22 protein-coding genes are annotated in these 25,809 nt (G+C 57.2%); 15 read left to right on the top strand and 7 right to left on the bottom strand.

The window, feature by feature from the left end:
* Positions 1-36 precede the first annotated feature (36 nt).
* Complete coding sequence (gene ppnP / locus KGD89_RS08395) at positions 37-318, top strand: pyrimidine/purine nucleoside phosphorylase (protein ID WP_025259343.1); 282 nt, start codon at positions 37-39, stop codon at positions 316-318.
* Between the two features lie 43 nt (positions 319-361).
* Here ppnP and KGD89_RS08390 read toward each other — a convergent pair whose 3' ends face one another.
* Positions 362-2,140, bottom strand: a complete 1,779-nt coding sequence (locus tag KGD89_RS08390) for an ABC transporter transmembrane domain-containing protein (RefSeq protein ID WP_025259342.1) — start codon at positions 2,138-2,140, stop codon at positions 362-364.
* Between the two features lie 199 nt (positions 2,141-2,339).
* On the opposite strand from KGD89_RS08390, the gene KGD89_RS08385 reads away from it, so the two are divergent.
* Complete coding sequence (locus tag KGD89_RS08385; protein ID WP_038399774.1) at positions 2,340-2,516, top strand: PA1571 family protein; 177 nt, start codon at positions 2,340-2,342, stop codon at positions 2,514-2,516.
* Positions 2,517-2,583: 67 nt separating this feature from the next.
* Here KGD89_RS08385 and pdxB read toward each other — a convergent pair whose 3' ends face one another.
* The 3 genes from pdxB to rlmM form a co-directional block, all read right to left on the bottom strand.
* Complete coding sequence (gene pdxB / locus KGD89_RS08380) at positions 2,584-3,723, bottom strand: 4-phosphoerythronate dehydrogenase PdxB (RefSeq protein WP_025259341.1); 1,140 nt, start codon at positions 3,721-3,723, stop codon at positions 2,584-2,586.
* 66 nt (positions 3,724-3,789) lie between these two features.
* The gene (gene tusA / locus KGD89_RS08375) at positions 3,790-4,044 is read right to left on the bottom strand and encodes a sulfurtransferase TusA (RefSeq protein WP_025259340.1); all 255 of its coding nucleotides are present in this window, start codon (positions 4,042-4,044) and stop codon (positions 3,790-3,792) included.
* 54 nt (positions 4,045-4,098) lie between these two features.
* Positions 4,099-5,181, bottom strand: coding sequence for a 23S rRNA (cytidine(2498)-2'-O)-methyltransferase RlmM (gene rlmM, locus KGD89_RS08370; protein WP_025259339.1), 1,083 nt, complete (start codon positions 5,179-5,181; stop codon positions 4,099-4,101).
* Positions 5,182-5,328: 147 nt separating this feature from the next.
* On the opposite strand from rlmM, the gene acnA reads away from it, so the two are divergent.
* The 3 genes from acnA (at position 5,329) to KGD89_RS08355 (ending at position 10,618) form a co-directional block, all read left to right on the top strand.
* Positions 5,329-8,073 carry an aconitate hydratase AcnA gene (gene acnA, locus KGD89_RS08365; protein ID WP_025259338.1) on the top strand — a complete coding sequence of 915 codons (2,745 nt, stop codon included), beginning with the start codon at positions 5,329-5,331 and terminating at the stop codon, positions 8,071-8,073.
* Between the two features lie 79 nt (positions 8,074-8,152).
* Positions 8,153-8,944 carry a CPBP family intramembrane glutamic endopeptidase gene (locus KGD89_RS08360; RefSeq protein WP_025259337.1) on the top strand — a complete coding sequence of 264 codons (792 nt, stop codon included), beginning with the start codon at positions 8,153-8,155 and terminating at the stop codon, positions 8,942-8,944.
* A 108-nt stretch (positions 8,945-9,052) separates the two neighbouring features.
* Positions 9,053-10,618 carry a methyl-accepting chemotaxis protein gene (locus tag KGD89_RS08355; RefSeq protein ID WP_025259336.1) on the top strand — a complete coding sequence of 522 codons (1,566 nt, stop codon included), beginning with the start codon at positions 9,053-9,055 and terminating at the stop codon, positions 10,616-10,618.
* A 77-nt stretch (positions 10,619-10,695) separates the two neighbouring features.
* On the opposite strand, the gene KGD89_RS08350 is transcribed toward KGD89_RS08355, so the two are convergent.
* Complete coding sequence (locus KGD89_RS08350; RefSeq protein WP_025259335.1) at positions 10,696-11,373, bottom strand: hypothetical protein; 678 nt, start codon at positions 11,371-11,373, stop codon at positions 10,696-10,698.
* A gap of 564 nt (positions 11,374-11,937) precedes the next feature.
* Between KGD89_RS08350 and KGD89_RS08345 the strand changes: the two genes are divergently transcribed.
* Positions 11,938-12,405 (top strand): hypothetical protein, encoded by a 468-nt coding sequence (locus KGD89_RS08345; RefSeq protein WP_025259334.1) that lies wholly within the window; start codon positions 11,938-11,940, stop codon positions 12,403-12,405.
* 48 nt (positions 12,406-12,453) lie between these two features.
* Here the strand turns inward: KGD89_RS08345 and KGD89_RS08340 are convergent, their stop codons facing one another.
* Positions 12,454-14,346 (bottom strand): autotransporter outer membrane beta-barrel domain-containing protein, encoded by a 1,893-nt coding sequence (locus KGD89_RS08340; RefSeq protein ID WP_236250081.1) that lies wholly within the window; start codon positions 14,344-14,346, stop codon positions 12,454-12,456.
* A gap of 702 nt (positions 14,347-15,048) precedes the next feature.
* Between KGD89_RS08340 and KGD89_RS08335 the strand changes: the two genes are divergently transcribed.
* The 3 genes from KGD89_RS08335 to KGD89_RS08325 all read left to right on the top strand — a co-directional run bounded on the left by KGD89_RS08335 (position 15,049) and on the right by KGD89_RS08325 (position 19,419).
* On the top strand, positions 15,049-16,926 hold the full coding sequence (locus KGD89_RS08335; RefSeq protein WP_025259332.1) for a hypothetical protein: 1,878 nt from the start codon (positions 15,049-15,051) through the stop codon (positions 16,924-16,926).
* Positions 16,927-16,969: 43 nt separating this feature from the next.
* Entirely contained in the window at positions 16,970-18,871 is a 1,902-nt protein-coding gene (locus tag KGD89_RS08330) for a hypothetical protein (protein ID WP_038399773.1), read from the top strand.
* A gap of 89 nt (positions 18,872-18,960) precedes the next feature.
* Complete coding sequence (locus KGD89_RS08325) at positions 18,961-19,419, top strand: hypothetical protein (protein ID WP_025259330.1); 459 nt, start codon at positions 18,961-18,963, stop codon at positions 19,417-19,419.
* On the opposite strand, the gene KGD89_RS08320 is transcribed toward KGD89_RS08325, so the two are convergent.
* Positions 19,420-20,106: an alpha/beta family hydrolase gene (locus KGD89_RS08320; protein WP_025259329.1), complete on the bottom strand. Its 687-nt coding sequence runs from the start codon at positions 20,104-20,106 to the stop codon at positions 19,420-19,422.
* Positions 20,107-20,196: 90 nt separating this feature from the next.
* Here KGD89_RS08320 and ccoN (KGD89_RS08315) point away from each other — a divergent pair, with 90 nt between their 5' ends.
* The 6 genes from ccoN (KGD89_RS08315) to ccoO (KGD89_RS08290) all read left to right on the top strand — a co-directional run bounded on the left by ccoN (KGD89_RS08315) (position 20,197) and on the right by ccoO (KGD89_RS08290) (position 25,805).
* Positions 20,197-21,621 (top strand): cytochrome-c oxidase, cbb3-type subunit I, encoded by a 1,425-nt coding sequence (gene ccoN / locus KGD89_RS08315; RefSeq protein WP_025259328.1) that lies wholly within the window; start codon positions 20,197-20,199, stop codon positions 21,619-21,621.
* A 10-nt stretch (positions 21,622-21,631) separates the two neighbouring features.
* Entirely contained in the window at positions 21,632-22,240 is a 609-nt protein-coding gene (ccoO, locus tag KGD89_RS08310; RefSeq protein WP_025259327.1) for a cytochrome-c oxidase, cbb3-type subunit II, read from the top strand.
* A 3-nt stretch (positions 22,241-22,243) separates the two neighbouring features.
* On the top strand, positions 22,244-22,447 hold the full coding sequence (locus KGD89_RS08305; protein WP_025259326.1) for a cbb3-type cytochrome oxidase subunit 3: 204 nt from the start codon (positions 22,244-22,246) through the stop codon (positions 22,445-22,447).
* Positions 22,444-23,394: a cytochrome-c oxidase, cbb3-type subunit III gene (gene ccoP / locus KGD89_RS08300; protein ID WP_025259325.1), complete on the top strand. Its 951-nt coding sequence runs from the start codon at positions 22,444-22,446 to the stop codon at positions 23,392-23,394. The genes KGD89_RS08305 and ccoP overlap by 4 nt, the downstream gene beginning before the upstream one ends.
* Positions 23,395-23,754: 360 nt before the next feature.
* Positions 23,755-25,197 (top strand): cytochrome-c oxidase, cbb3-type subunit I, encoded by a 1,443-nt coding sequence (gene ccoN, locus KGD89_RS08295; protein ID WP_025259324.1) that lies wholly within the window; start codon positions 23,755-23,757, stop codon positions 25,195-25,197.
* On the top strand, positions 25,197-25,805 hold the full coding sequence (ccoO, locus tag KGD89_RS08290) for a cytochrome-c oxidase, cbb3-type subunit II (protein WP_025259323.1): 609 nt from the start codon (positions 25,197-25,199) through the stop codon (positions 25,803-25,805). The genes ccoN (KGD89_RS08295) and ccoO (KGD89_RS08290) overlap by 1 nt, the downstream gene beginning before the upstream one ends.
* The last annotated feature ends 4 nt before the right edge of the window (positions 25,806-25,809 follow it).

Genomic DNA, 25,809 nt, shown 5'->3' with positions numbered 1-25,809 from the left:
TCGACCCTTTTCAGCCCTTTTATCAAGGAATCTCGCATGTTCAAGGTCAATGAGTACTTCGACGGCACAGTCAAATCCATCGCGTTCAGTCAGACGGAAGGCCAGGCCACCATTGGCGTGATGGCAGCGGGCGAATATGAGTTCGGCACAGCGCAACGTGAAATCATGCACGTGATTTCCGGCGAACTGATCGTCAAGCTGCCGGACAGCACTGACTGGGAAACCTTCAGCAGCGGCAGCCAGTTCAATGTACCGGCCAACAGCAAGTTTCAGCTGAAGGTGAGCGTGGACACTGCTTACCTGTGCGAATACCGCTGATTGAAGCCAGGGCTGCGTGCCAGACACGCAGCCTGCCACAGACTCAAACCCGCTCTTCCATCTGAGCATTGAACTGAAGCGCCGCCAGACGTGCATACAGCGGATTGCTGGCTATCAGTTGCCGATGAGTTCCCACCGCCACCAGACGCCCCTGCTCAATCACCGCAATACGGTCGGCATTCTGTACCGTGGCCAGTCGGTGCGCGATCACCAGGGTGGTACGGCCTTTCATCAGGCTTGGCAGAGCTTGCTGGATAAGATGCTCACTTTGCGCATCCAGCGCACTGGTGGCTTCGTCCAGCAGCAGAATCGGCGCATCGACCAGCAATGCCCGGGCAATGGCCAGACGCTGCCTCTGCCCGCCGGACAACCCGAGGCCGCCATCACCCAGGTGAGTCAGGTAACCGTCAGCCATCTGCATGATGAATTCATGGGCATGGGCAATACGTGCAGCAGCCTCGACCTGTTCGGCACTGGCACTGGAGTTGCCATAGCGAATGTTGTCTTCAACGCTGCCAAAGAACAGGGCAGGCGTCTGTGAGACAAGGGCAAAGTTGCGACGCAAATCGTGAGGGTCAAGCTGCAGGATGGGCACACCCTCAATCAGAATACGCCCCTGCTGAGGGTCGTAGAAGCGCAGCAGCAGATCGAACAGCGTTGACTTGCCGGCCCCGGATGGCCCGACCAGCGCGATGGTTTCACCGGCTGCGATGCTCAGGGTCAAGTTATCGATTGCCTTGTGATCCAGTCGGGACGGGTAGGCGAAACTCACGTTCTCCAGCTCCAGACGGCCACTGACTCTGGCCGGCAGGCCAAGAAGGCCGCTGGCTGGCGGTGTGATTTCGCTGCGGACCTGAAGCAGTTCGCTGATACGTTCAGCCGCCCCCACGCCGCGCTGCAATTCGCCGATCACCTCGCTCAGCGAGCCAAAGGAAGTGCCGACCAGAAGCGCATAGAACACAAAGGCGGATAGCTCGCCGCTGGTGATGGTGCCTTTGATCACGTCCATCCCGCCAACCCAGAGGATCACGCCGACAGCCCCCAGCACCAGGGAAATCACCACGGTAATCAGCCAGGATCGCTGCAGAATATATTTGCGGGCGGTGCCAAAGGCCTTTTCGACCGTTTGGGAAAAATGCGCCTTGTCATGCTCCTGATGGTTATAGGCCTGAACCGTCTTGATCTGCCTGAGCGCCTCGGCGACATAGCTGCCCACGTCGGCCACACGATCCTGGGTTTCCCGGGACAGGCGACGCACCCGGCGACCGAATACCAGGATCGGCACAATCACCAGCGGCAAGGTCAGCACCACGATACTGGTCAGCTTGGGATTGGTGATGAACAAGAGAATGATGCCGCCAATCACCATCAGCGCACTGCGCAGGAATATCGACAGAGACGACCCCACCACCGATTGCAGCAAGGTGGTATCGGCCGTCAGCCGCGACTGGATTTCCGAGCTGCGGTTATTTTCGTAGAACGCCGGATGCAGATTGATCAGGTGCTCGAACACGCGATTGCGCAAATCCGCCACGACTCGCTCACCAATCCACGACACCAGGTAGAAACGGGTAAAAGTGCCAATGGATAGACCGACCGTCACCAGCAGGAAAAAACCGATCGATCGCTCAAGCTGCTCGGCGGAACCGGTCATGAACCCATGATCCACGATCATCTTGATGCCCTGCCCCATGAACAGCATGAGGCCTGCTGTAATGACCAAAGCCAGCAGTGCCCCCAGAGCATGCCAACGATAGGGAGAGATAAAACTCAGGGCCAGACGAATGGCAGGTCTTTGAGCAATGGAAAACACCGAAGGCATAAGCATGAACCTGTGTCTGAAGCAGGAAAACCGGCGTTATGACACCTCACCGGTTTTCTAGAAGGGATCGTTCTAAGCAAAAACTGGCAGTTTTATATCATTTCTGTTGCACTGGGGCTCAGCTTGCGACTGGAACTGTCACTGCACGGTCATCAAACGCGGGTAGTTTAGAGGTAACACCTGATCAAGGAGAAAGACTATGAACGCGCAAGAAGGGAGCAATCAAGTCCAGGTCGTACGAGCCACCCCCAACCTTTCAGTAGGGGGCGCAGTGCTCGACAAGGACGGGCGTGAAATCGTCATTACCGAAGAGATGGTTCAGGCCGCCTGTCAGGAATGCGAAAAATCCTGGGTCACGCCTGAAAAACAGAACTGAGCATCACCCCCTTTTCAGAACCCGACCTCCGTGTCGGGTTTTTTCTGCCAGCCATTCGCACGCCAGCTCAGACCAGCGATGCACCCAGGGCCAGAACCATCTGCCTCAACACCTCTGACTCCCCTTCCAATCGCACTTTCAAACCTTCGATTTCCCGACGTGGCGGGTAATGCTTGCGCAGAGCATCAAAGGCCAGACGCTGACTGGCAGTATCATTCACCAGACTGCGACGAAAATCCGCATCGTCGCGGCGCGGATCATAAACGCCCCTGCACAGCATATTCAGCGCCCAGACCGGATCGGTTTGTCCATCCAGACTGACTTGCGCCAGCCAGGGACGCGGCAGCAGGTCGTCCAGCAGAATGGTTGCCGGCTGATCGAGAAAAGCACAGAGCGCCTGATAGATCTGCGCGGTTCCACGCTGTCTGCCATCGAGGCTGTAGCCTGCGATATGTGGCGTGCCGATCACACACAGGTCCGCCAGCGGCACATTGACCTGAGGCTCGCCTTCCCAGACATCGAGTACCGCCTGCAGGTCTTCACGCGCCAGCAGGACGTCATGCAGCGCGAGGTTATCGATCACCGCGCCACGGCTGGCATTGATCAGCCAGGCGCCTTGCCTGAGCTGACGCAGACGCGACTCGTCGAACAGATGCCAGGTGGGCTGCTCGCCGTTTCTGGTCAACGGCGTATGCAGGCTGATGACATCACAACGGGCAACGATCTCGTCAAGGCTGACGTACTCGCCGCCTTCTGCTGCCTTGGGCGGATCGCAGACCAGCACATTCCAGCCCAGCGCCTTGAGCACCTTGATCAGGCGACCACCCACCTGACCTGCGCCGACTACGCCATAGGTTCGCTGCCTGAGGTCTGCGCCTTCGATTTCAGCCAAGGTCAGCAGGCTGCCCAGCACGTAGTCCACAACGCCTCGGGCATTGCAGCCCGGCGCACTGGACCACTGGATGCCCGCTTGCTGGAAATACTCCAGATCCAGATGATCCGTGCCAATGGTGCAAGTCCCGACGAAACGCACCGAACTGCCTTCGAGCATCCCGCGGTCGACGCTGGTCACTGAACGCACGAGCAGGATATCGGCATCGGCAACTGCCGCCCGATCGATGGAGCGTCCCGGCAGACGGCGTATCTCGCCAAAATGAGCGAAAAAGGCATCAAGCAGCGGGATATTTTCGTCAGCGACAATGCGCATGAAAGACTCTCTGGTAACGGAGGGATAACCCGTAGTGAAACACGGTTGGGGCAGGCAAAACCTGCCTCATTCCTGTTTCTTGCGAATCCAGTAGAGAAAAGTCCCGCCATCGGTCTGTTGTTCGACCAGTTCATGGCCGAGAAACACACAGAATTTGGGAATGTCGCGCCGGGTCGAAGGGTCCGTGGCAATCACCTTGAGCAGGCCACCGGCATGCAGGTCGCGAACCTTCTGATGCAACATCATCACAGGTTCCGGACAATTGAGCCCGCTGGCATCCAGGGTTGCATCAACGGGCTGGTTTTCGATGGGTTCAGACATGAGGCACTCCAGAAACTGGCGGCAATTGTCGCTCAATTCATTCAATCAGGCCAATCAGCCCTTGCGCGGTCGGCTTGCCTTGGCAACGTCCAGTCTGCGCAGGTGACAGGTCACTTCCTCGCGGTCGTGATACAGCTGTTTGCAGCCAATCGAAACCCTGACGCCACGCGCCTGAAAACCTTCCTCGATACGATCCAGCAAGCGGCGCACCTCAGCGTAGCGCTGCTTCATGGGCAGCTTGAGGTTGACCACCGCCTCACGACACAGGCCCTCCCCCAGCCAGGTTTCCAGCAAAGCAGCGTTGCGGGCCGGCTTTTCGACAATGTCGCAAACCATCCAGTCCACGGTCTGCCGAGGCTTGTAGGTGAAGCCGTCAGCCATCAAATGCTGCACCAGACCGGTTTCCATGAGGCTTTCAGCCATGGGGCCGTTATCGATGGCAGTGACCAGCATGCCGCGACGTACCAGTTGATACGTCCAGCCACCCGGCGCCGCCCCAAGGTCTACGCCGGTCATGTCGCTGGACAGGCGCTCGTCCCACTCCTGGCGTGGAATGAAGTGATGCCAGGCCTCCTCGAGTTTCAAGGTCGAACGGCTCGGCGCTTCCCGGGGAAATTTCAGGCGTGGAATGCCCATGGGCCACATCGCCGAGTTATCAGCCTCGGCCAGCCCCAGAAACACCTCGCGACCACTCTTGAACGTCAGCAACAGACGCGGCTTGCGCGGATCGTCCACCAGCTTGCCCGCCTGAGTCAGGGCCTTGCGCAACGGAGCCTCGAATTTCTTGCAGAAGTTCGACAGTTCCTTGCCGTCGTTGGTGTCCACCACCTCCAGCCACACACTGCCGCAGACCGGAAAACTCGCCATGTGAGCCAGAATCACGCTGATGCGATCGGTTTCAGGCAAATCGAGAAAGACTCCCCGAGCCCATTGTCGCGGGAAGATCAACCGCTCAAAACGCTGACCGCTCATCAGGCGCTGGGCGCCGTCCTCTTCGGTACAGATGAACTCGGCACATGCCGTATCGGGCTTGGCCTTGGCATAACCGGCCACATTCAGGCGCGCAGCATGATCGGATATCTCCGAACAGACCTCGCTTTCAAAACCCGGTCGGCAATGCATAAACAGCGTATTCATGGTGACTCCCGGCCCCGCAGACTTGAAAGCCGCGCATGATAGCCCAATCAGGAACCACTGGCGCGGCTCGACAGTCCACAGAATGCTGGGCTCCCGACCTGTTGCATGGAGCCAGTACCGCTTGCATCACTCGAAAAGGAGTCATTCATGCCCTCCCTGGATAGCCTGAAAAGCCTGAAAACACTCGAAATCGACAACCAGACCTACCATTACTTCAGCCTGCCGGAAGCTGCAAAATCACTGGGCGACCTGGACAAACTGCCCATGTCGCTCAAGGTTCTGCTGGAAAACCTGCTGCGCTGGGAAGACGACAAGACCGTCACCGGTGACGACCTCAAGGCTCTTGCCGCCTGGCTGACCGAACGCCGCTCGGACCGCGAGATTCAATACCGCCCTGCCAGGGTTCTGATGCAGGACTTTACCGGCGTGCCGGCCGTGGTGGATCTGGCGGCCATGCGTGCAGCCGTGGCCAAGGCCGGTGGCGACCCCCAGCGGATCAATCCGCTGTCGCCGGTCGACCTGGTCATCGACCACTCGGTCATGGTGGACCGATTTGGCGATTCCGACGCCTTCGGCGACAACGTCGAAATCGAAATGCAACGCAACGGTGAGCGCTATGCCTTCCTGCGCTGGGGTCAGAGCGCCTTCGATAACTTCAGCGTGGTCCCGCCAGGCACCGGCATCTGCCATCAAGTGAATCTGGAATACCTGGGCCGCACGGTCTGGACCAAGGAAGAGGATGGCCGCACTTATGCCTTCCCCGACACACTGGTGGGCACTGACTCCCACACCACCATGATCAACGGCCTGGGCGTATTAGGCTGGGGCGTGGGCGGGATCGAAGCCGAAGCGGCCATGCTCGGCCAGCCGGTGTCGATGCTGATCCCGGAAGTGATCGGCTTCAAGCTGACCGGCAAGCTGAAGGAAGGCATCACTGCGACGGATCTGGTGCTGACTGTCACCCAGATGCTGCGCAAGAAAGGCGTGGTCGGCAAGTTCGTCGAGTTCTATGGCGACGGGCTGGCGGATCTGCCGCTGGCCGACCGGGCGACCATTGCCAATATGGCCCCCGAATATGGCGCAACCTGCGGTTTCTTCCCGGTGGACGATGTGACACTGGATTACCTGCGCCTTTCCGGCCGTCCGGATACCACGGTGAAACTGGTGGAAGCCTATTGCAAGGCCCAGGGTCTTTGGCGACTGCCGGGCAAGGAACCGGTGTTCACCGACAGCCTGGAGCTGGACATGGGTACTGTGCAAGCCAGTCTGGCCGGACCGAAACGTCCACAGGATCGAGTCGATCTGCCCGCCGTCCCACAGGCCTTCGATGATTTTCTCGGCCTGCAGGTCAAGCCTGCCCGCACTGAAGAAGGTCGCCTGGAAAGCGAAGGCGGTGGTGGCGTAGCGGTGGGCAATGCCGGGCAGGTCAGTGGTGAGGCCGAGTATGAGCACGATGGCCAGACTCACCGGCTGAAAAATGGCGCAGTGGTCATCGCCGCCATTACCTCCTGCACCAACACCTCCAACCCCAGCGTCATGATGGCTGCCGGGCTGGTGGCGAAAAAGGCCGTGGAAAAAGGCCTGAAGCGCAAACCATGGGTGAAAAGCTCTCTGGCTCCCGGCTCCAAGGTGGTCACCGACTACTACAAGGCTGCGGGCCTGACCCAATATCTGGACGCGCTGGGCTTCGATCTGGTGGGCTATGGCTGCACCACGTGCATCGGTAACTCCGGGCCGCTGCTGGCGCCCATCGAAAACGCCATCCAGAACGCGGACCTCACCGTGGCCTCGGTATTGTCCGGCAACCGCAATTTCGAGGGCCGGGTTCACCCACTGGTAAAGACCAACTGGCTGGCATCGCCACCTCTGGTCGTGGCCTATGCCCTGGCGGGTACAGTGCGTATCGATATCAGTAGCGAACCCCTGGGTGAAGGCTCGGACGGCAAACCGGTCTACCTGCGTGATATCTGGCCCAGCCAGCAGGAAATCGCCAAAGCCGTGCAAAGCGTCAATACCGGCATGTTCCACAAGGAATACGCCGAGGTCTTCGCCGGTGACGAGCAGTGGCAGGCCATCGAAGTACCGCAGGCAGCCACTTATGTCTGGCAGCAGGACTCTACCTATATCCAGCATCCACCGTTCTTTGCCGACATCGCAGGTCCCTTGCCGGTGATCGAGGATATTCAAGGCGCGCGGATTCTGGCATTGCTGGGGGACTCGGTGACCACCGACCATATTTCTCCGGCAGGCAATATCAAGACTGACAGCCCGGCAGGACGCTACTTGCGCGATCAGGGTGTAGAGCCCAAGGACTTCAACTCCTACGGATCACGCCGTGGCAATCATGAAGTGATGATGCGCGGCACCTTTGCCAATATCCGCATCCGCAACGAAATGCTGGGCGGCGAGGAAGGCGGCAATACCCTGCATGTGCCCAGCGGCGAAAAACTGGCTATCTATGACGCCGCCATGCGCTATCAGGCAGAGGGCACGCCACTGGTGATTATTGCAGGCCAGGAATATGGCACCGGTTCAAGCCGCGACTGGGCCGCAAAGGGCACCAACCTGCTGGGCGTAAAAGCCGTTATCGCCGAAAGTTTCGAGCGGATCCATCGCTCCAATCTGGTCGGCATGGGTGTCTTGCCCCTGCAGTTCAAGAATGGCCAGAACCGCAAATCCCTGAACCTCACTGGCAAGGAGACAATGGAAGTCAACGGGCTGACCGATGCCGAGGTGCGACCTGGCATGAGCCTGACGCTCAAGATCACCCGTGAAGACGGCAGCAAGGAAGACTTGGAGGTACTGTGCCGGATCGACACGCTCAACGAAGTGGAGTACTTCAAATCAGGAGGGATTCTGCATTATGTGTTGAGGCAGTTGATTGCGTCGTGAGGGTGATTCGCGAATGAATTCGCTCCTACCGGGCGGTATAACGCCATAGAATCTCCGCTTTTGCTTCAGGAGATTCTCCATGGCCCCAGAGTACCGGGTGTTTTTCTGTCTGCTCGGCCTCGGGTACGCCATTGCGCTGTTCTACGGCCAGCTTCAGTGGCCGGCTGCCTTGGCAGTCGGCCTGCTGCTGATCGCGGGATTTTGTATCAGGCAGTCGGGCCACAGGTGGGTCCGCGGGCTCGGGCATGGCGCGTTCATTGTCACGGGCCTTGCCCTGGCCGCTCATCTGTTGCCCGGTTTCAACAGCGCCAAAGTGTTCGACGCGGTTCGCTTCAGTCCTGAAGCGGCGCCCTTCTCCATGTCCCTGAATCTGGATAAGCCGCTGATTGGTTTCTGGGTGCTGTTGTTCTGCCCATGGATCCTGACGTCAGTGGCCCTTGCACGCTCAATGAAAGTGGCGGCCCTGAGCCTGATCGCAACTACCGTACTGTGCATGGCCACCGCAGTTGCCCTTGGCGTCACCGGCTGGGCGGCGAAATGGCCGGAGCATGGCACGCTCTGGTTACTGAACAATCTGTTACTGGTGACAATCACCGAAGAATTGTTCTTCCGTGCCTATCTGCAAGGCGCACTGCAACAAATCTTTAACAAAACATGGCTGGGCAGCACGCTTGCCATCGGTATCGCTGCCATACTGTTCGGGCTCGCCCATTTCGGCTCGGGATGGCAATGGGTATTGCTCGCGAGTCTGGCCGGTGTGGGTTATGGCATTGCCTATCGTTTCGGTGGCCTGCAAGCCGCCGTCATCAGCCACTTCGGGTTGAACCTGATTCATTTCGGGCTGTTCACCTATCCGATGCTGGATCGATAAGCATTGATACATGGCAATGATTCTCTGCTGATTTACCTGCAAAGCTCAATTTACAGACTCGTTTGCCGATAACTCTCCGAAGCCTATTGGATCGAAGGACCGAAAGCCATGCGTAACAACCAGCCAGTCACTCAACGTGAACGGACATTCCCTGCTGAACAGCGGTTGATTTCCACCACCGATACCAAAGGTGTGATCACCTACTGCAACGAGATCTTCCAGGAAGTCTCGGGGTTCAGTCACGATGAGTTGATCAAGGCGCCGCATAATCTGGTTCGCCACCCGGATGTCCCCTCCGCCGTTTTCGAGCACATGTGGACCACTCTGAAAAGTGGCCAGCCGTGGATGGGCATCGTCAAGAACCGCTGCAAGAATGGCGATCATTACTGGGTCAACGCCTATGTGACGCCGATGTTCGAGAACAGGCAGGTGGTGGGTTTCGAGTCCGTGCGTGTCAAACCGACCGCCGAGCAGATCAAGCGCGCCGAAGCGCTGTACGCACGTATCAACAAGGGCAAGTCGGCCATTCCGGGTCGCGACAAATGGCTGCCGGTGCTGCAGGACTGGCTGCCGTTCATCCTGGTCAGCCAGTTGAGCTTCATGATCGGCGCCTGGCTCAACTCCCACTGGGGCTTCATTCTCGCCGCGGCATTGTCTGTGCCGCTGGGCCTGCTGGGCCTGACCTGGCAGCAGCGTGGCATCAAACGCCTGTTGCGCCTGGCCGAACAGACCACTTCGGACCCGCTGATCGCGCAGATGTACACCGACAGCCGAGGCCCGCAAGCGCGTCTGGAAATGTCGATCCTCAGCCAGGAAGCGCGGATGAAAACCTGCCTGACCCGCCTGCAGGACACCGCCGAACACCTGAACACCCAGGCACGCAAATCCAACTCGTTGGCCAATGCCAGCTCTTCAGGGCTTGAGCGCCAACGGGTCGAAACCGAACAAGTGGCAACCGCCATCAACCAGATGGCTACCACCACTCAACAAGTCGCCAGCCACGTCCAGCGCGCGGCCGATGCCAGCCAGCAGGCCAACCAGTTGACCCGCCGTGGCCGGGATATCGCTGGCGAAACCCGCGAGGCGATTCAGCGCCTGTCCACTTCCGTGGGCGAAACCGGTCTGACCGTCACCCAACTGGCCAAGGACAGCGATGAAATCGGTGGCGTGGTAGACGTGATCAAAGGCATCGCCGACCAGACCAACCTGCTGGCCCTCAACGCTGCCATCGAGGCTGCACGCGCCGGAGAGATGGGTCGTGGCTTTGCCGTGGTTGCCGATGAAGTGCGTCAACTGGCACAGCGCACCACGGAGTCCACCGGACAGATCCATGGCCTGATCGCCAAACTGCAACAGACGGCCAACAATGCCGTGCAGACCATGAACTCCGGCCACCGTCAGGCCGAGGAAGGCGTTGCGCGGGTGCTGGAAGCAGACGAGGCATTGGTGGGCATCAGCGAAGCGGTCGCCAACATCACCGAGATGGCCACCCAGATCGCTACCGCCACAGAGCAGCAAAGCTCGGTCGCCGAAGAGATCAGCCGCAACATCTCCACCATTGCCGAGCTGGCCGACCAGACCTCCGATGAGGCCCATCGCTCGGCAGTGCTCAGCTCCGAGCTGACCGATACGGCCAACTCGCAATACTCGCTGGTTGAGCGCTTCAATCGTTAAGCCCGCACGGCAACAGACAAGCCCCGGTCAATGCTGATTGACCGGGGCTTTTTTACGAAGATTGAAACAGTGCGACCTTATTTCACTTTGCGGGAAAGGTCATCGAGGGAGCGCTTCACATTACTCAACTCACTCTGCTGACTGCTGAGATCGCGCTTGAGGCTGGACAGCTCACTTGAGCTGGAGCTGCTACTTGACCCAGAGCTACGCTTCAAGTCATTCACCTGCCCCTCAAGCCTGGCCACGTCGCGCCCCTGCTCATCGACCTTGCTCTTGAGGCTGGACAGTTCACTGGAGCTGGAGCTGCTACTTGATCCTGAACTACGTTTCAAGTCATTCACCTGCCCCTCAAACTTATCGATGCTGCGACTCTGCTCATCAACTTTGCGTTTGAGAGTGGAAATTTCGCTATCACTGGAGCTACTGCTTGAAGCAGAAGTCTTGCTATTGCGCTTGAGTTCTTCAATGGCCTTGGCCTGCTCCTCGACAATCTTCTTCAAACTTTCCAGTTCACGGGTATTACTGTTCGTGCCCGTCCTTATCTCCTGAATATTACCCACTGTAAAATCCGAATTACGCAAGGCAGTTCCTCTTCCGTAATCGGTAAAGCTGGTCACGATATTATCGGTACTGCTGGCACGGGAAGGATTGATCTCAACCGCTGCGTTGGCCTGTGAAAACGCCAGGCCGGTAATCAATAAAGCAAGAACGCGAACACGGGAAACAGCACGAGGGATTTTGAAGAAACCAGCCATGATCCAAGTTCCATGCGAGATGCCGAAGTGGCACATTGATATGATTCTGTTTTCTTCAAAGAGTTCGCTGCATGCCCAACTATTTTTTCATACTCCCGGCCACGACCGGCATACGAAACCCTTGAGTCTGAGCGCCTGAAGCAACCTGAGCCTTGTGCCGCCCCTCAAAAACCACACGCATTCAAGCATTGAAACGAGGAGCATAAATTCATTTGAATTTACAGCCATAAAATATTTTAGAAGGGCTTTTCTGATAGAGATGTATGTAGTTTCCATGCATCTTAAAAAGCGATCAAAATTCACAATAACCCTCTAATTGCAATCGCAACTTATTTCAAATAATTTCAAGCATGCGCTTTCTTGAAGCCACACGTCACTCTCTATTACGCGCCACTACCGGCGCCCCGTCTGCTCTGAAACTTTATTTGTAACAGCACATCATCAAAGACCCTACTCCGGCATCAACCAGGCCACCCGTTTGACCAAATTTCTGCCTGTATTTTTAATGGCCATACACCACAGCGACCTTATCCCGAACATTAAAACTTTCATACAGGCACCCCCATGGACAAACCGACTCAAGACGACATACTGCCCCCCACCCATAAAACAACAGCCTTGCCGGGACAACCTGATATATCGTCCAGCCTCAAGGCACCGATAGTGCCGGGCATCAATACGGATGCGATTACCTGCGAACAGATTCATGCCGGTATATCCATTCATATCCCCTACTCGCCCCTGATGCAGCGTGAAGACCTCCTCGTCTTCCACTGGGGCCTGCATCAATCCTCAACGCCACTGCTTCATCCTTTGGGTAGCAGCACGGTCGTGCGGATCCTGTGCATTACCTACAACCTGATTCCCCACCCCCAATACGGCCCCGTGGATATTTATTATGAAATACACCGCGCCAGCCATTTGATCGGCACCTCGCCTGTTCTGCGCGTGATGGTCAACAAGCATGCGCCGCTCACGTCCAGACAGCGCCGCCGCAAACGCAGCATGAAACGTCGTCACCCGGGCAAATGAAAAAAGCCCCCGGTGATCGCTCACCGGGGCTCGATTGACGGGGAACACTCAGAACGAGAGTCGCAATCCTACGTTGGCTCCCCAGGGTTGCTCGACATGCTTGCCTTTCATGTAATCGAAATCAGTGTGCAGTTGCAGCCGCTCTGACAGTGAAACCGAAACACCCGCCCCCAGCTCGGCGCGTGAACCGAACAGGTTGTTATCGAAGCGCGAGTCGTTGACCTTGACGTCATTGCTGCGGGAAAACTCCTGAGCCACCGCGACACGCAAGTAAGGCTGCAGCACGCCGCCATCCCTAAGCGCGATATTACGTCCCACCGAACTGCCGACCTTGCCCAGAACCGATTGGGTATCGCTGTTCTTCGCCTGCAAGCCATTGTCCATGCGGTACTGATCGCCCTGAATGACAACACTGGCCAGTTGGGCGAAAGGCTCCAGGAAGTAATCATCGGCCAGCGCGATATGCCGTCCGAACTCCACCGATGCACCGACTCCCGTATTGGTGTAATCCCCCTTGGCTTTGCTGGCATCACTCATGGCGACATCGGACTTGTTACGGAAGCTGTTGAACTTGAGTACACCGTCCAGGTAGTACCCGTCATCCAGCAGCCAGGTGCCATAGGCGCCGACATAGTAGCTGCTGACCTTGCCCGTAGTGCCACGATTCAGGTCCAGATCGGAGGTGCTATAGCCACCCATGACACCCAGCAATAACTGACCATGGCTGACCTCAAGCGGCGCATCGGCCCCCAGCGACAAACCCTGATGCTTGTGCTGATACTCGACACCATCACTGGTGGTGGCATTGAAGCGATTGCCATAGGCACGCATCCATCCGCCTCCCTGGCCGCTGGCACGCACCTCGCCCATGCGGCTGCGCAAGGTCGACAACTCGCTCATCCAGATAACCGGCGCAGCATTGAACAGCGCCAGAGCGGCACTGGTTGAAGGGCTGATGGTCTTGTTGCTGCCAACAATGAACCAGTCGTTGCCCTGCTGCTCCAGCAGATAGGAATACGCCCCAAGGTCGACCCGACCGCCGATCAGACTGAACTGGGCATTGCCACCTTCGGTATGTACGACCTTCAAGGGCTCCATATCAGGCGATACCACCTCGACTCCGGTGTTGTGGACCCGCAACCCGAACTCGCCATTGGCCTGTCCGTTCACCTCGAGCAGATCCCCGACACCGTTGTCCAGATCGACTCGCATACCAAAGAAACCATTCCCGGACAGCTCGCCCAACGACAAGGTATGAAACCCGTCCTCGCCAAAACTCACGCCACCGCGGTCCATGCTCAGTGACTCGACCGAGTTGTCACCGACCATTTGCCAGTGGGCACCAGAATCAACAGCCAGGCTATTGCCATTGATGATGTCGCCTGTGAGCTGTGCCTGATTCTGCAAGGTGACGTTCAAGGTGCTGCTGTCATCGGCAATCAAATTGCCGGTAAGGTTGCTGTTGTCGACCTTGAAATTAGCCGTACTGCGGTCAGCGACCTCCAGAAGGTTACCGTTGCCGGAAAGCAGGGTTGAGCCATTCTGGACGGCTATATCGACGATCGCACCAAACTGATCCGACTTGTCGATCCTGATCGCTGCGCCATTGATTCCTTCGATGATCGAATGATCGATCACAGCAGTGCTGGTGACACCGGCATTGCCATTACCAGGGATAAACACCCCCTCAATGATTCTGATGCCATTTCTATCACCGCGAATATGGCTTGATCCCGTAATGACCGCATCGCCTCCTGACACGAGCAGCCCTTCCGCGTACCTGCCATCGGCCGAAACCGCGCCATAGACCCTGGTATTACTCATTTCAAGCCGACTTAGCTGGCTCAAGCCTATGCCATAGCCGAGGCCGGATATATCGCTGTCGTCTATCTTGGCCCAGGTTCCCGGATTGACACCTATCTCTCGGGTTCCGAGTGACATGCCGACACCCTTATCATTTCTGACAATTGCATGATCCAGAGTAATCCGACTGTCAGTGGCATCGACGCCACTATTCACTGTTCCGTAGTTGACCACCAACCTGGAGTTATCAACCAGTACATGATCTGCCACACCACCACTCAGAACATTCAGTAGCCCATTACGGTTTACAGAATAAGAATGAACGGGCGTGGAGGAATCTACCGTTTCCTCTCGACCATCTACCGGAATAGTAGCCATGGCCCCATGGCCTGCAACATTCACCCAGACAACCTCGTCATCAGCTATAACTTCCAGCGCAGCCATCGCCCCCAGAAACACAACCGTAGACAAGACCTTTTTCTTTTCTTCCACACTTTTTCTATAAAGCACCTTTCATACTCCCGAATATGGAAGCAGGAGAGTTACTTATCAGACCGCATCTAAAAACCCGGAACACCCAAGCACAAAAGTAGGAGCATTCCCAAACACACAAAACATTTATCCTACAGAATTTCCTACAGCCTCTAGTTCACAACCAGAAAAAACCTTTAACACCGTAAAAATATCTACCACCCCCATTGACGAACACCAAAAAAATCGATTACGTCAGTTCCGCAGCTAGAGAATCCATTGGCCAATATCATCTTTTCAGCTGGCAGATTGTCCCTGATACGAAAACGCCTACAGGGCTTATTTTAAAATTATTTCAAGGAAACAAGCATGCAACATCAACCGCAACTCCCCATCATCATTGCTGACAAAAACGCTCGTGAACAAGATGATAGCCTGAAAGCTCCGGATGTAGCCGTCGCTTTTCATGACGAAGATACGCCCGGGCTTTTACCAATATCCGAATTGACTAAACCGGTCATTGTAGATCTGGAGGTATGGGCAGGCGCTCAACCGGGTTACACCTATTCACTCCATTGGGACGGAGAAACAGTAGGCCCCGAAAAACCGATTCTGGGTACTCACCGACCTGGCGATCCTCTGACGCTGGAAATTCCTGTCGGTCTATTGACCGAAGGGACACATACCCTGCAGTACCAGACATTTAACCCAGAGAGTCAGGTCAGAAACGAATCCAATATATTCAATCTGGTGATTGACCTGACCGCTCCCGGAAAACCGGAACTCAGCGCCATCCTGTTTCCCCCGGAAGTACAGAATGGATTGACCGCGGCCGAACTTGCGCAACTGGGCGGGAAGCTGGACGTTCAGATTGCCGGCTACACCGGCATGGCAAAGCATGATGTGGTCCAGACTTACTGGGGCACGACTATTGGCCCGCAAGCCACCGTCACTGAAGATGACATGGGCCTGGACAGGGTTGCGATTACCTTTACCCGTGCCTTTCTGGAAAGCCTGGGAGAAACGGAACAACTGGTCAAATACAAGGTTTTCGACCGGGCAGGCAACGCGTCCATCGACTCAAATCCTGTGCCCATAACCCTCAAGCTGCAGGATATTCCGGCCAACTTCCCGGCTCCGATCATCGACCCCGGAGTAGGAACCCTGATCGATTATGCAGAAGCGCAGGCAGGCGTTCAGGTGGATATTCCCAAGTATCCGGGTGCCAGCCCTTTTGACATGATCAGGTTGTTCTGGGGGCAGAATAATCCACTGGTTCCGGTCGCTCTTCCACCGGGTAACGAGAACGAAGACATTGTGCTTTCGTTACGTATTCCCTACGAGACACTCAATCAAAACCCTGTGGGCAGCGTGCAAGTCTTCTACGAAGTTACACGTCAACTGGACCTGGCAGGTACTTCCCTGAGCAGTACCATTGATGTTTTCCTGACGCTGCCGGTTCCAACACCGCTGGAAACCTTTATCGTCCAGGGCACCAGCGTGGAAAGCCCCAACACCACGGACAACTTCATTGACGAAGAAGACTATGAACTCAATGCCCTGGGGGTCGTGAAGTGGAATACCGGCTTTGCTATCAGCGATAACCTGAATCTGTTCTGGGGAGATCAACAAAAGCTCCAATGGTATCAAATCAGGGCAACGGATATCGCTGCTGCCCGGGACCTTCTTATTCCGATCGATAATGCAATCATGAGGGCACAAGGAACCGGCGCGGAAATTCCTGTGTATTACACGGTGACACGTGCCGGGAATCCCAACCCTGTAAAGTGCCCGGTGCAACTTGTGACGGTCAGGTCCAAGGAAGAACTTCCGGGTGGCTCTGAAGGTCTTGATGGCCCGCCCTTCAAACTTAATGACGTGGGTTTCATTGCCCCGATTCTCAACCCCAATGGGGCAGACCTGCACATTGCGCCTTATATCAATATCGACGAAGGCCAGACACTGTTCTTGACCTTCAAGGGTTTTGATAAAAACAATAACCCGATTGATGCATCGAACTATACCGCCGACCGGACACTGGATAAAAATGATGTAGCGAACGGTTATACCTTCACGGTCCCCGACCGTAACCTTCGTATTCTCTGCACCGGTTTTGCAGAGGCCAGTTTCCGCGTTGAACCGCCAGCGGGCAGTAATCAGAGTGCTGTTACTTCAAAAGTTACACGTGCGCCGGTGAACATGCTCGATTCGGTTCAACCGACCTGCCCGATTCCTCCTTTCCAATAAGTATCGTGAGCCATCCGCACGCTATAAAATAAAGGAAGTAAATATGAATACGTCTATATCTCCTCGTAGAACAGGAGAGCTTGAAGCACCGGAAATTCCTGCCGCACTCGAAAACGGAGTGTTGCCCATCGAATTTCTCGACAGGCCCGTTATTGTAAAGCTCAAGGTTTGGGAAGGTGCACGGCCAGGCTATACCTACCAACTGCTATGGAATGACATGACAGTTGGCCCCAAGAAACCGATTCTGGACAGTCATCTGCCAGGCGATGAGTTAACACTTGAGATCCCTGTTGCTCTGCTGACCGAAGGTGTACACGAGGTTGCCTATGAAACGGCGAACCCGGAAAGCCAAGTAATGGACACATCCAAGGCAACACGCCTTGAAATCGACCGAACCGCCCCCGGCAATCCACAGTTAGGCCCCATCCTGTTCCCCGCCTTCGTTGACGACGGGCTGACTTCCGATGAGCTGGAAAACGTGCATAACGTGCTCAGAGGCAGCATTGCCAGTTACAACGGCATGAAGGAAGGCGATGTCATTCGCACTTACTGGAATGAGGTTCCCGGCCCAATCACCATGGTCAACAAGGACGATATGGGGCTGCAGCGGGTGAATGTGGATTTCGTCAGGTCGTTCCTGGAAACCATTGGCGATATCGAGGCACCGGTCTACTACACGGTGACCGATCAGGCGGGCAATCTGTCCATGAACTCGCAAGCCAGGCTCGTCAAGCTGCAGCTATCGGTACTGCCGGTACTGCCCGTCCCGATCGTAAAGGAAGCCAATGGCGACGTCCTCGACCCGGCCAATACGATCAATGGGGCCACTGTACAGATCGGCACCAGCGCCAACCTTGCCGCAGGCGAGCGGATCACGGCGCAGTGGCAAGGGCCAAAAGGCAGCGATATCAGAGAGAAGATCATCACGGCTGCCGATGTGGGCAAAGTCCAGGAGCTTGTGTTTGCAGCAGCGCTGGTCAATGCCAATGCCGGCCAGACCGTCGCGGTGTCTTATACCGTCAACCGCCTCAACGGCACGGTGCAACAATCCGCAACCCTGGCTCTGAAGGTTCTTGATGCGCGCATAGAGCTGCCGGCTCCCACCATGGACACCGTCGGTGCCGATGGTGTGGTGATTCCCTCAAGAATCCCGGACTCCGGTGCAACCGTTCGTGTGTCCTACACAGGCATGAGCCCCGGCGATAGCGTGGTGGTCAACTGGCGAGGTGCAACGGCTTACGACACACCCTCACAGATTGTGGGCGGCAATACCGAGCTGCAATTCACCATCGCCAAAGCCCTGATCGTGGCCAGCGATGCAGCGACCGTCACCTACACCGTCACCCGCTCAGGTACAGCGGCCCTGTCTTCGACGCTGTGGCTGAAGATCAGCAAGGAACTGGAGTTCGATACCTCACCGGTGGTCCTCAAAGGCAAGGTCTATCTGTTGCCGGGTTATCCCGATCTGCTGCCGGCCATGCCGTCAGACACGACCGTCCAGCGCACGGCCAGCGGCGGGCAGGCGCCTTACACCTATCGCTCAAGTGATCCGCTGGTAGCCAAGGTGGACGGCAACGGCCTGACTTCGGCACGAGGCAAAGGCACGGCAATCATTTCGGTCACGGACAGCCTGGGGGCCATGAAAAGCTATCAGGTCACCGTTACCGGCGTGATTCATTGCCTGGGTATTGGCGCAGGTTCCTTCACAAAGATGGCGGCTGCAGCCGAGGCACAAGGCGCGCGTATCCCTTCCATCTATGAGCTCAAGGAAATCCACAGCACCTACGGCAGAAGCTGGCCGATGGGCAATGGCAATTACTGGTCCAGCACGGTTGCCCTGACCAACATCGTGGGCTGGAAATGGTACTACGTGAAAAATCTGGTCACAGGCGCAGACTTCAAATTGCTGCATCATAATGCCAGTCTTGGCGTCGCTATCCGATAAGGGCATAGCTGAAACATTCAGGGCGTTACCTGACAGCGTAACGCCCTCTTTTTATCTCTCCATGCGCGTCACGTTTCAAGAGCCAGACCATGCGCCACCCCGTCATTCCCTCCAGACGCTTCGTGCGCCCGCCCTCTTGCGAAGGCAGCTTCAAGGTCTGTGTCAACAGGCAACCGCTACTGGTTTCATCCCTGCTGGGCAGATTGACCCTGCGCCCGGAGCTTTCACAGGCACCCAGCCACTGGATCTGGAAAATCATCGCCGACGGCAAGGTCGGCCACAAGCGGACCAGCATCGGCCTGTTCTTCGACAAGGACCTGGAACCCGGCACTTACAACCTGCCGGGCAATGAGCGCATCAAAGTGGTCTACAACGAGAGCCCGCACTGGCAGAGCGTCATTTATCACTCTGCGCACTTTCAGGACGGTACTTTCACCCTGATCGAGGTCGACCGGCAAAACCAGCGTCTGCAAGGGGTGTTCAGTTTCAGTATCTCGGCGGTTGATTTCGAGGTCACGGAAGGCTGTTTCGATGTGTACTGCACTTGATCAGGCCAGAAACCCTGCAATCTGCCGAGCCGATTCCACCAGACATTGCTCGTGGCTCAACCCTGACACTTTCAAGGGCTTGAGATCATGGTTGGCGGTCGGCAGCCAATGCACATTGATCGACGCCGACAATTCATAACCCTGCACCGTTTCGCGATCACCCAGCGCATCGCGCTCGCCCTGAATGATCAGAGCCCGCGTATGCAGATCGGCAAGGTGCGCCACCCGAGGCTTTTCGGGTTTGCCCACGGCATAGAACGGATAACCAAGGCACACCAGCGCATCGACCTGCAATTCATCGGCGATCAGACTGGCCATTCTCCCGCCCATGGACTTACCACCGATGGCCAGACGCCCAGCGACATGAGGTCGCACACGCTCATGCACCTGACGCCAGCAATCGAGTAACTGAGCCTGTGGATTGGGCGGACGTTTACCCCCCGTGAGTCGTCGCTGAGCCATGTAGGGAAACTCGAAGCGCATGACGCTGACGCCCTGTGCAGCAAGGTGTGCAGCCATGTCATTCATGAAATCGCTGTCCATGGGCGCACCGGCACCATGGGCCAGAATCAGCGTTGCCTTGCCATCCCCCGTTCCCGGCTGCGCCGCCGTCCAGAGCCAGCCGTTGTCCCGTGCCAGTTGTACGCATTGATCCCTGTCAATACCGGCCTCTTGCCCAATGCCCATGCTTGCCTCGCTTCTGATGAGTCTGCCAATAACCCGGAGCTATAACCGTGCGTAATGGCCCCGACCAAGCTGGATGGGATACACACCTAAATGAACACAACTAACAGTACCGCCTATAACTATCAGGTGGTTCGCCAGTTCGCCATTATGACGGTGATCTGGGGAATTGTCGGGATGGGCCTCGGCGTTTTTCTGGCCGCCCAACTGGTTTGGCCTGAGCTCAACTTCAACCTGCCGTGGACAAGCTTTGGTCGCTTGCGTCCACTTCATACCAACGCGGTCATCTTCGCCTTTGGTGGTTGCGCACTGTTCGCCAGCTCTTACTACTCTGTGCAGCGCACCTGCCAGACCCGACTTTTTCTGCCGAAACTGGCTGCCTTCACGTTCTGGGGATGGCAACTGGTAATCGTCCTGGCCGCTATCAGCCTGCCCCTGGGTTTTACGACCTCAAAAGAGTACGCCGAACTGGAATGGCCGATCGACATCCTGATCGCCGTGGTCTGGGTCGCCTATGCAATCGTGTTCTTCGGCACCGTGGCCAAGCGCACCACCAAACACATCTATGTCGGCAACTGGTTTTTCGGCGGTTTCATCCTGACCGTAGCGCTGCTGCACATCGTCAACAACCTGGAAATTCCGGTCAGCCTGACCAAGTCCTACTCGCTGTACGCCGGTGCAACCGATGCGATGGTGCAGTGGTGGTACGGGCACAACGCGGTAGGTTTTTTCCTGACGGCGGGCTTTCTGGGGATGATGTATTACTTCGTGCCCAAGCAGGCCGAACGTCCGGTCTATTCCTATCGCCTGTCCATCGTGCATTTCTGGGCACTGATCACCCTGTACATCTGGGCCGGTCCGCACCACCTGCATTACACCGCCCTGCCGGACTGGGCGCAGTCGCTAGGCATGGTTATGTCGCTGATTCTCCTGGCCCCGAGCTGGGGCGGCATGATCAACGGCATGATGACCCTCTCAGGCGCCTGGCATAAGTTGCGCAGCGACCCGATCCTGCGCTTTCTGGTGGTGTCCCTGGCGTTCTACGGCATGTCGACCTTCGAGGGTCCGATGATGGCCATCAAGACCGTCAACGCCCTGTCCCACTACACCGACTGGACCATCGGGCACGTCCACGCCGGCGCCCTTGGCTGGGTGGCGATGATTTCCATCGGTGCGCTGTATCACATGATTCCGAAAGTCTTCGGTCGCCAGCAGATGCACAGCATCGGCCTGATCAACGCGCACTTCTGGCTCGCCACCATCGGCACGGTGTTGTACATCGCCTCGATGTGGGTCAACGGCATCACTCAAGGCCTGATGTGGCGCGCCGTGAACGAGGACGGCACCCTCACCTACTCCTTCGTCGAAGCACTGCAGGCCAGCCATCCAGGCTTCATCGTCCGTCTGGCCGGAGGCGCCATCTTCTTCGTCGGCATGTTGCTGATGGCCTACAACACCTGGCGCACCGTGCGGGCCTATAGCCCGGTCGAAGCCACCGCTGCCGCGCAGATGGCCTGAGGAGCTGACCATGAAACATGAAGTGATCGAAAAGAACGTCACGCTGTTGATGATCCTGATGGTACTGGCCGTCAGTATCGGGGGCCTGACCCAGATCGTGCCGCTGTTCTTCCAGGACGTGACCAACAAGCCGGTCGAAGGCATGAAGCCCTATACCGCCCTGCAACTCGAAGGCCGCGACATCTATATCCGCGAAGGCTGCGTAGGCTGCCACTCGCAGATGATCCGTCCGTTCCGTGCCGAGACCGAGCGTTATGGTCACTACTCGGTGGCGGGCGAAAGCGTCTGGGATCACCCGTTCCTGTGGGGCTCCAAGCGCACCGGTCCGGACCTGGCCCGGGTGGGCGCACGCTACTCGGATGACTGGCACCGCGCCCATCTGTACAACCCGCGCAACGTCGTACCGGAATCGAAAATGCCTGCTTACCCGTGGCTGGTCACCCAGCAAGTGGACAGCAGCCATACCGAAGCCAAGATCCGCGCCATGCGCACTCTGGGCGTGCCTTACACCGATGCCGATATCTCCGGTGCAGTTGCCAGCCTCAAGGGTAAGACCGAAATGGACGCACTGGTGGCCTACCTGCAAGTGCTGGGCACTTCCATCAAGAGCAAGAGGTGAGCCATGGATATTCAAGACTTGCGCGGCCTCGGCACCTTGATCGTGGCGATCGCCTTCATCGGGATGTCCCTGTGGGTGTCCAGCAGCAAACGCAACCCGGATTTCGCCGAGGCCCGCATGGCGCCCTTTGCCGACGAGCCTCACCCCCCAGGCACTGACGCGAAACCTGGAACGGAACAACCTGTCGTGCGGAGTAACCAGCCATGACCACCTTCTGGAGCACCTATATCTGCGTGCTGACCCTCGGCAGCCTGATCGGGCTGACCTGGCTGTTGATCGGCACACGCAAAGGCGAAACCAAGGGCAGCACCGACCAGACCATGGGCCACAGCTTCGACGGCATCGAGGAGTACGACAACCCGTTGCCGCAATGGTGGTTCATGCTCTTCGCGGGCACTCTGGTGTTCGCAGTCGGCTATCTGATCCTCTACCCGGGCCTGGGCAACTGGAAAGGCATCCTGCCCGGTTACGAAAACGGCTGGACTGGCGCCCATGAATGGGAAAAGGAAATGGACCGGGCCGACGCCCGATTCGGTCCCATCTTTGCCAGATTCGCCGCCATGCCGGTAGAGGAAGTCGCCAAGGACCCGCAGGCACTTAAAATGGGCGGCCGCCTGTTCGCCTCCAACTGTTCGGTCTGCCACGGCTCGGATGCCAAGGGTGCCTATGGCTTCCCGAACCTCACCGACACCAACTGGCGATGGGGCGGCAATGCCGACACCATCAAGAACAGCATCATGCTGGGCCGGGTCGCCGCCATGCCGGGCTGGGGTCAGGTCATCGGTGAAGAAGGCGTCAAGAACGTCGCAGCCTATGTTCGCCACTCTCTGGCCAGTCTGCCGCTGCCGGCCGATGACACGGCCAATCTGTCTGCCGGACAGCAAATATTCAGCTCGACCTGCGTAGCGTGTCATGGTGCTGCAGGTAAAGGCGTCGAAGCTATGGGCGCCCCGAACCTTACGCAACCGGGCGGTTTTATTTACGGGACCAGCCTTGCACAGCTGCAACAGACCATCAGACTGGGTCGACAGGGTCATATGCCTGCTCAGGCCAATTTGCTGGGTAATGACAAAGTGCAATTGCTGGCCGCGTATGTGTACAGCCTTTCTCAGAGTCCTGATCAACTCGAGCGCAGGGAAAAGCAGTCACAGTAACAACGCCTCCCGGAGCACCACTGAATTCCGCACCCTGCAACGGGGTGCGGAATTCTCTCACCTCCTTGCAGCCCTCTCTCTCTCGGCTTCCCATGCCCGCCTTTCACGACTAAGCTTGCCCGCAGTGGACTGGCATTAGCTGGCCACAGGTCATGGGAAGTGAATGCTTCGCGCATTTGTCGGCATGTGTCATCGACCTGTCCATCCCGCCTTTTTCGGTCTGCGTCGGCTGTGTTCCGGTGTTTCTGGAACCTGCCTCAAAGGGCCATCGTTTCAGTGCAAATACTTGCCCGGCCTCTGCCGAGGGCAAGTTCGTGGCCTTCTGAATATCCATAAATACTGCACCGTGGAACTCTGCAAATGAGCACAGCAATCAGCCCGACCGCTTATAACTACAAGGTGGTACGCCAGTTCGCCATCATGACGGTAGTCTGGGGGATCGTCGGCATGGGGCTCGGCGTTTTCATTGCCGCGCAGCTGGTCTGGCCAAGCCTGAATCTTGATATGGAATGGACCACATTCGGGCGCCTGCGACCGCTGCACACTAACCTTGTGATCTTCGCTTTCGGTGGCTGCGCACTGTTTTCCACTTCTTATTACGTGGTGCAGCGAACCTGCCAGACACGGCTGATTTCAGATGGCCTGGCCGCTTTCACCTTCTGGGGCTGGCAAGCGGTGATCGTCAGCGCAATCATCACCCTGCCCATGGGTTACACCACCACCAAGGAATACGCCGAACTCGAATGGCCGATTGCTATTCTGCTGGCCATTGTCTGGGTCACCTACGCCGTAGTGTTCTTCGGCACCATCGCCCGACGTAATACCAAACACATCTATGTCGGCAACTGGTTCTACGGCGCCTTTATTCTGGTGACCGCCATGCTGCACATCGTCAACCATATCTCGTTGCCGGTGAGCCTGTTCAAATCCTACTCGGCGTACGCGGGTGCGACCGACGCCATGATCCAGTGGTGGTACGGCCACAACGCGGTGGGCTTCTTTCTGACTACGGGCTTTCTGGGGATGATGTATTACTTCGTGCCCAAGCAGGCCGAGCGGCCGATCTATTCGTATCGTTTGTCCATCGTGCACTTCTGGGCGCTGATCACCCTGTACATCTGGGCCGGTCCGCACCACCTGCATTACACCGCCCTGCCGGACTGGGCACAGTCGCTGGGCATGGTGATGTCGATCATTCTGCTGGCCCCGAGCTGGGGCGGCATGATCAACGGCATGATGACCCTCTCCGGTGCCTGGCATAAGTTGCGCACCGACCCGATCCTGCGTTTCCTGGTGGTATCCCTGGCGTTCTACGGCATGTCCACCTTTGAAGGTCCGATGATGGCCATCAAGACGGTGAACTCGCTGTCGCATTACACGGACTGGACCATCGGCCACGTCCACGCCGGTGCTTTGGGCTGGGTCGCCATGATCTCCATCGGCGCTGTCTATCACATGATTCCGAAAGTCTTCGGTCGTCAGCAGATGCACAGCATCGGCCTGATCAACGCCCACTTCTGGCTCGCCACCATCGGCACGGTGCTCTACATCGCATCCATGTGGGTCAACGGCATTACCCAGGGCCTGATGTGGCGGGCGATCAATGACGACGGCACACTCACGTACGCCTTCGCCGAAGCGCTACAGGCCAGCCATCCGGGCTATGTCGTGCGCATGATCGGCGGTGCGATCTTCGCCAGCGGCATGTTGCTGATGGCCTGGAACGTATGGCGTACCGTCCGGGCCTCCGATCCGAAAGAAGCCGAAGCCGCAGCCCGGATCGCTGTCGTGGGAGCTCACTGATGAAACATGAAGTACTCGAAAAGAACATTGGCCTGCTGGCCTTCTTCATGGTCATTGCCGTGAGCATCGGCGGCCTGACCCAGATCGTGCCGCTGTTCTTTCAGGACGTGACCAACAAGCCGGTCGAAGGCATGAAACCGCGCACCGCCCTGGAACTCGAAGGCCGCGACGTGTATATCGCCAACGGCTGTGTGGGTTGCCATTCGCAGATGATCCGCCCGTTTCGCGCCGAAACCGAGCGCTATGGTCATTATTCGGTGGCGGGCGAAAGCGTCTGGGATCACCCGTTCCTGTGGGGCTCCAAGCGTACCGGTCCGGACCTGGCCCGCGTCGGTGGACGCTACTCGGATGACTGGCATCGCGCTCACTTGTACAACCCGCGCAATGTGGTGCCCGAATCGAAAATGCCGGCTTACCCCTTCCTGGTCGAGAAAAAACTCGATGGCAAGGAAACCGCCAAAAAGATGGAAGTCCTGCGCGCCCTCGGCACGCCCTATACCGATGCAGACATCGCGGGTGCCGAGGCCGCCGTGAAAGGCAAGACCGAAATGGACGCACTGGTGGCCTACCTGCAAGGCCTGGGCACCATCATCAAGAGCAAACGGTGAGCAC

The sequence above is a fragment of the Pseudomonas cichorii genome (genome assembly GCF_018343775.1).
Classification (GTDB): domain Bacteria; phylum Pseudomonadota; class Gammaproteobacteria; order Pseudomonadales; family Pseudomonadaceae; genus Aquipseudomonas; species Aquipseudomonas cichorii.
The sequence above is the reverse complement of the archived record's forward strand: the minus strand, read 5'-3'. Positions and strand labels throughout refer to the sequence as shown.

What these genes read in the sequence shown, in the direction of transcription:
- ppnP (WP_025259343.1), top strand. Translation starts at nt 37, where the DNA reads ATGTTCAAGGTCAATGAGTACTTCGACGGCACAGTCAAATCCATCGCG.
- KGD89_RS08390 (WP_025259342.1), bottom strand. Translation starts at nt 2,140, where the DNA reads ATGCCTTCGGTGTTTTCCATTGCTCAAAGACCTGCCATTCGTCTGGCC.
- KGD89_RS08385 (WP_038399774.1), top strand. Translation starts at nt 2,340, where the DNA reads ATGAACGCGCAAGAAGGGAGCAATCAAGTCCAGGTCGTACGAGCCACC.
- pdxB (WP_025259341.1), bottom strand. Translation starts at nt 3,723, where the DNA reads ATGCGCATTGTCGCTGACGAAAATATCCCGCTGCTTGATGCCTTTTTC.
- tusA (WP_025259340.1), bottom strand. Translation starts at nt 4,044, where the DNA reads ATGTCTGAACCCATCGAAAACCAGCCCGTTGATGCAACCCTGGATGCC.
- rlmM (WP_025259339.1), bottom strand. Translation starts at nt 5,181, where the DNA reads ATGAATACGCTGTTTATGCATTGCCGACCGGGTTTTGAAAGCGAGGTC.
- acnA (WP_025259338.1), top strand. Translation starts at nt 5,329, where the DNA reads ATGCCCTCCCTGGATAGCCTGAAAAGCCTGAAAACACTCGAAATCGAC.
- KGD89_RS08360 (WP_025259337.1), top strand. Translation starts at nt 8,153, where the DNA reads ATGGCCCCAGAGTACCGGGTGTTTTTCTGTCTGCTCGGCCTCGGGTAC.
- KGD89_RS08355 (WP_025259336.1), top strand. Translation starts at nt 9,053, where the DNA reads ATGCGTAACAACCAGCCAGTCACTCAACGTGAACGGACATTCCCTGCT.
- KGD89_RS08350 (WP_025259335.1), bottom strand. Translation starts at nt 11,373, where the DNA reads ATGGCTGGTTTCTTCAAAATCCCTCGTGCTGTTTCCCGTGTTCGCGTT.
- KGD89_RS08345 (WP_025259334.1), top strand. Translation starts at nt 11,938, where the DNA reads ATGGACAAACCGACTCAAGACGACATACTGCCCCCCACCCATAAAACA.
- KGD89_RS08340 (WP_236250081.1), bottom strand. Translation starts at nt 14,346, where the DNA reads ATGTCACTCGGAACCCGAGAGATAGGTGTCAATCCGGGAACCTGGGCC.
- KGD89_RS08335 (WP_025259332.1), top strand. Translation starts at nt 15,049, where the DNA reads ATGCAACATCAACCGCAACTCCCCATCATCATTGCTGACAAAAACGCT.
- KGD89_RS08330 (WP_038399773.1), top strand. Translation starts at nt 16,970, where the DNA reads ATGAATACGTCTATATCTCCTCGTAGAACAGGAGAGCTTGAAGCACCG.
- KGD89_RS08325 (WP_025259330.1), top strand. Translation starts at nt 18,961, where the DNA reads ATGCGCCACCCCGTCATTCCCTCCAGACGCTTCGTGCGCCCGCCCTCT.
- KGD89_RS08320 (WP_025259329.1), bottom strand. Translation starts at nt 20,106, where the DNA reads ATGGGCATTGGGCAAGAGGCCGGTATTGACAGGGATCAATGCGTACAA.
- ccoN (WP_025259328.1), top strand. Translation starts at nt 20,197, where the DNA reads ATGAACACAACTAACAGTACCGCCTATAACTATCAGGTGGTTCGCCAG.
- ccoO (WP_025259327.1), top strand. Translation starts at nt 21,632, where the DNA reads ATGAAACATGAAGTGATCGAAAAGAACGTCACGCTGTTGATGATCCTG.
- KGD89_RS08305 (WP_025259326.1), top strand. Translation starts at nt 22,244, where the DNA reads ATGGATATTCAAGACTTGCGCGGCCTCGGCACCTTGATCGTGGCGATC.
- ccoP (WP_025259325.1), top strand. Translation starts at nt 22,444, where the DNA reads ATGACCACCTTCTGGAGCACCTATATCTGCGTGCTGACCCTCGGCAGC.
- ccoN (WP_025259324.1), top strand. Translation starts at nt 23,755, where the DNA reads ATGAGCACAGCAATCAGCCCGACCGCTTATAACTACAAGGTGGTACGC.
- ccoO (WP_025259323.1), top strand. Translation starts at nt 25,197, where the DNA reads ATGAAACATGAAGTACTCGAAAAGAACATTGGCCTGCTGGCCTTCTTC.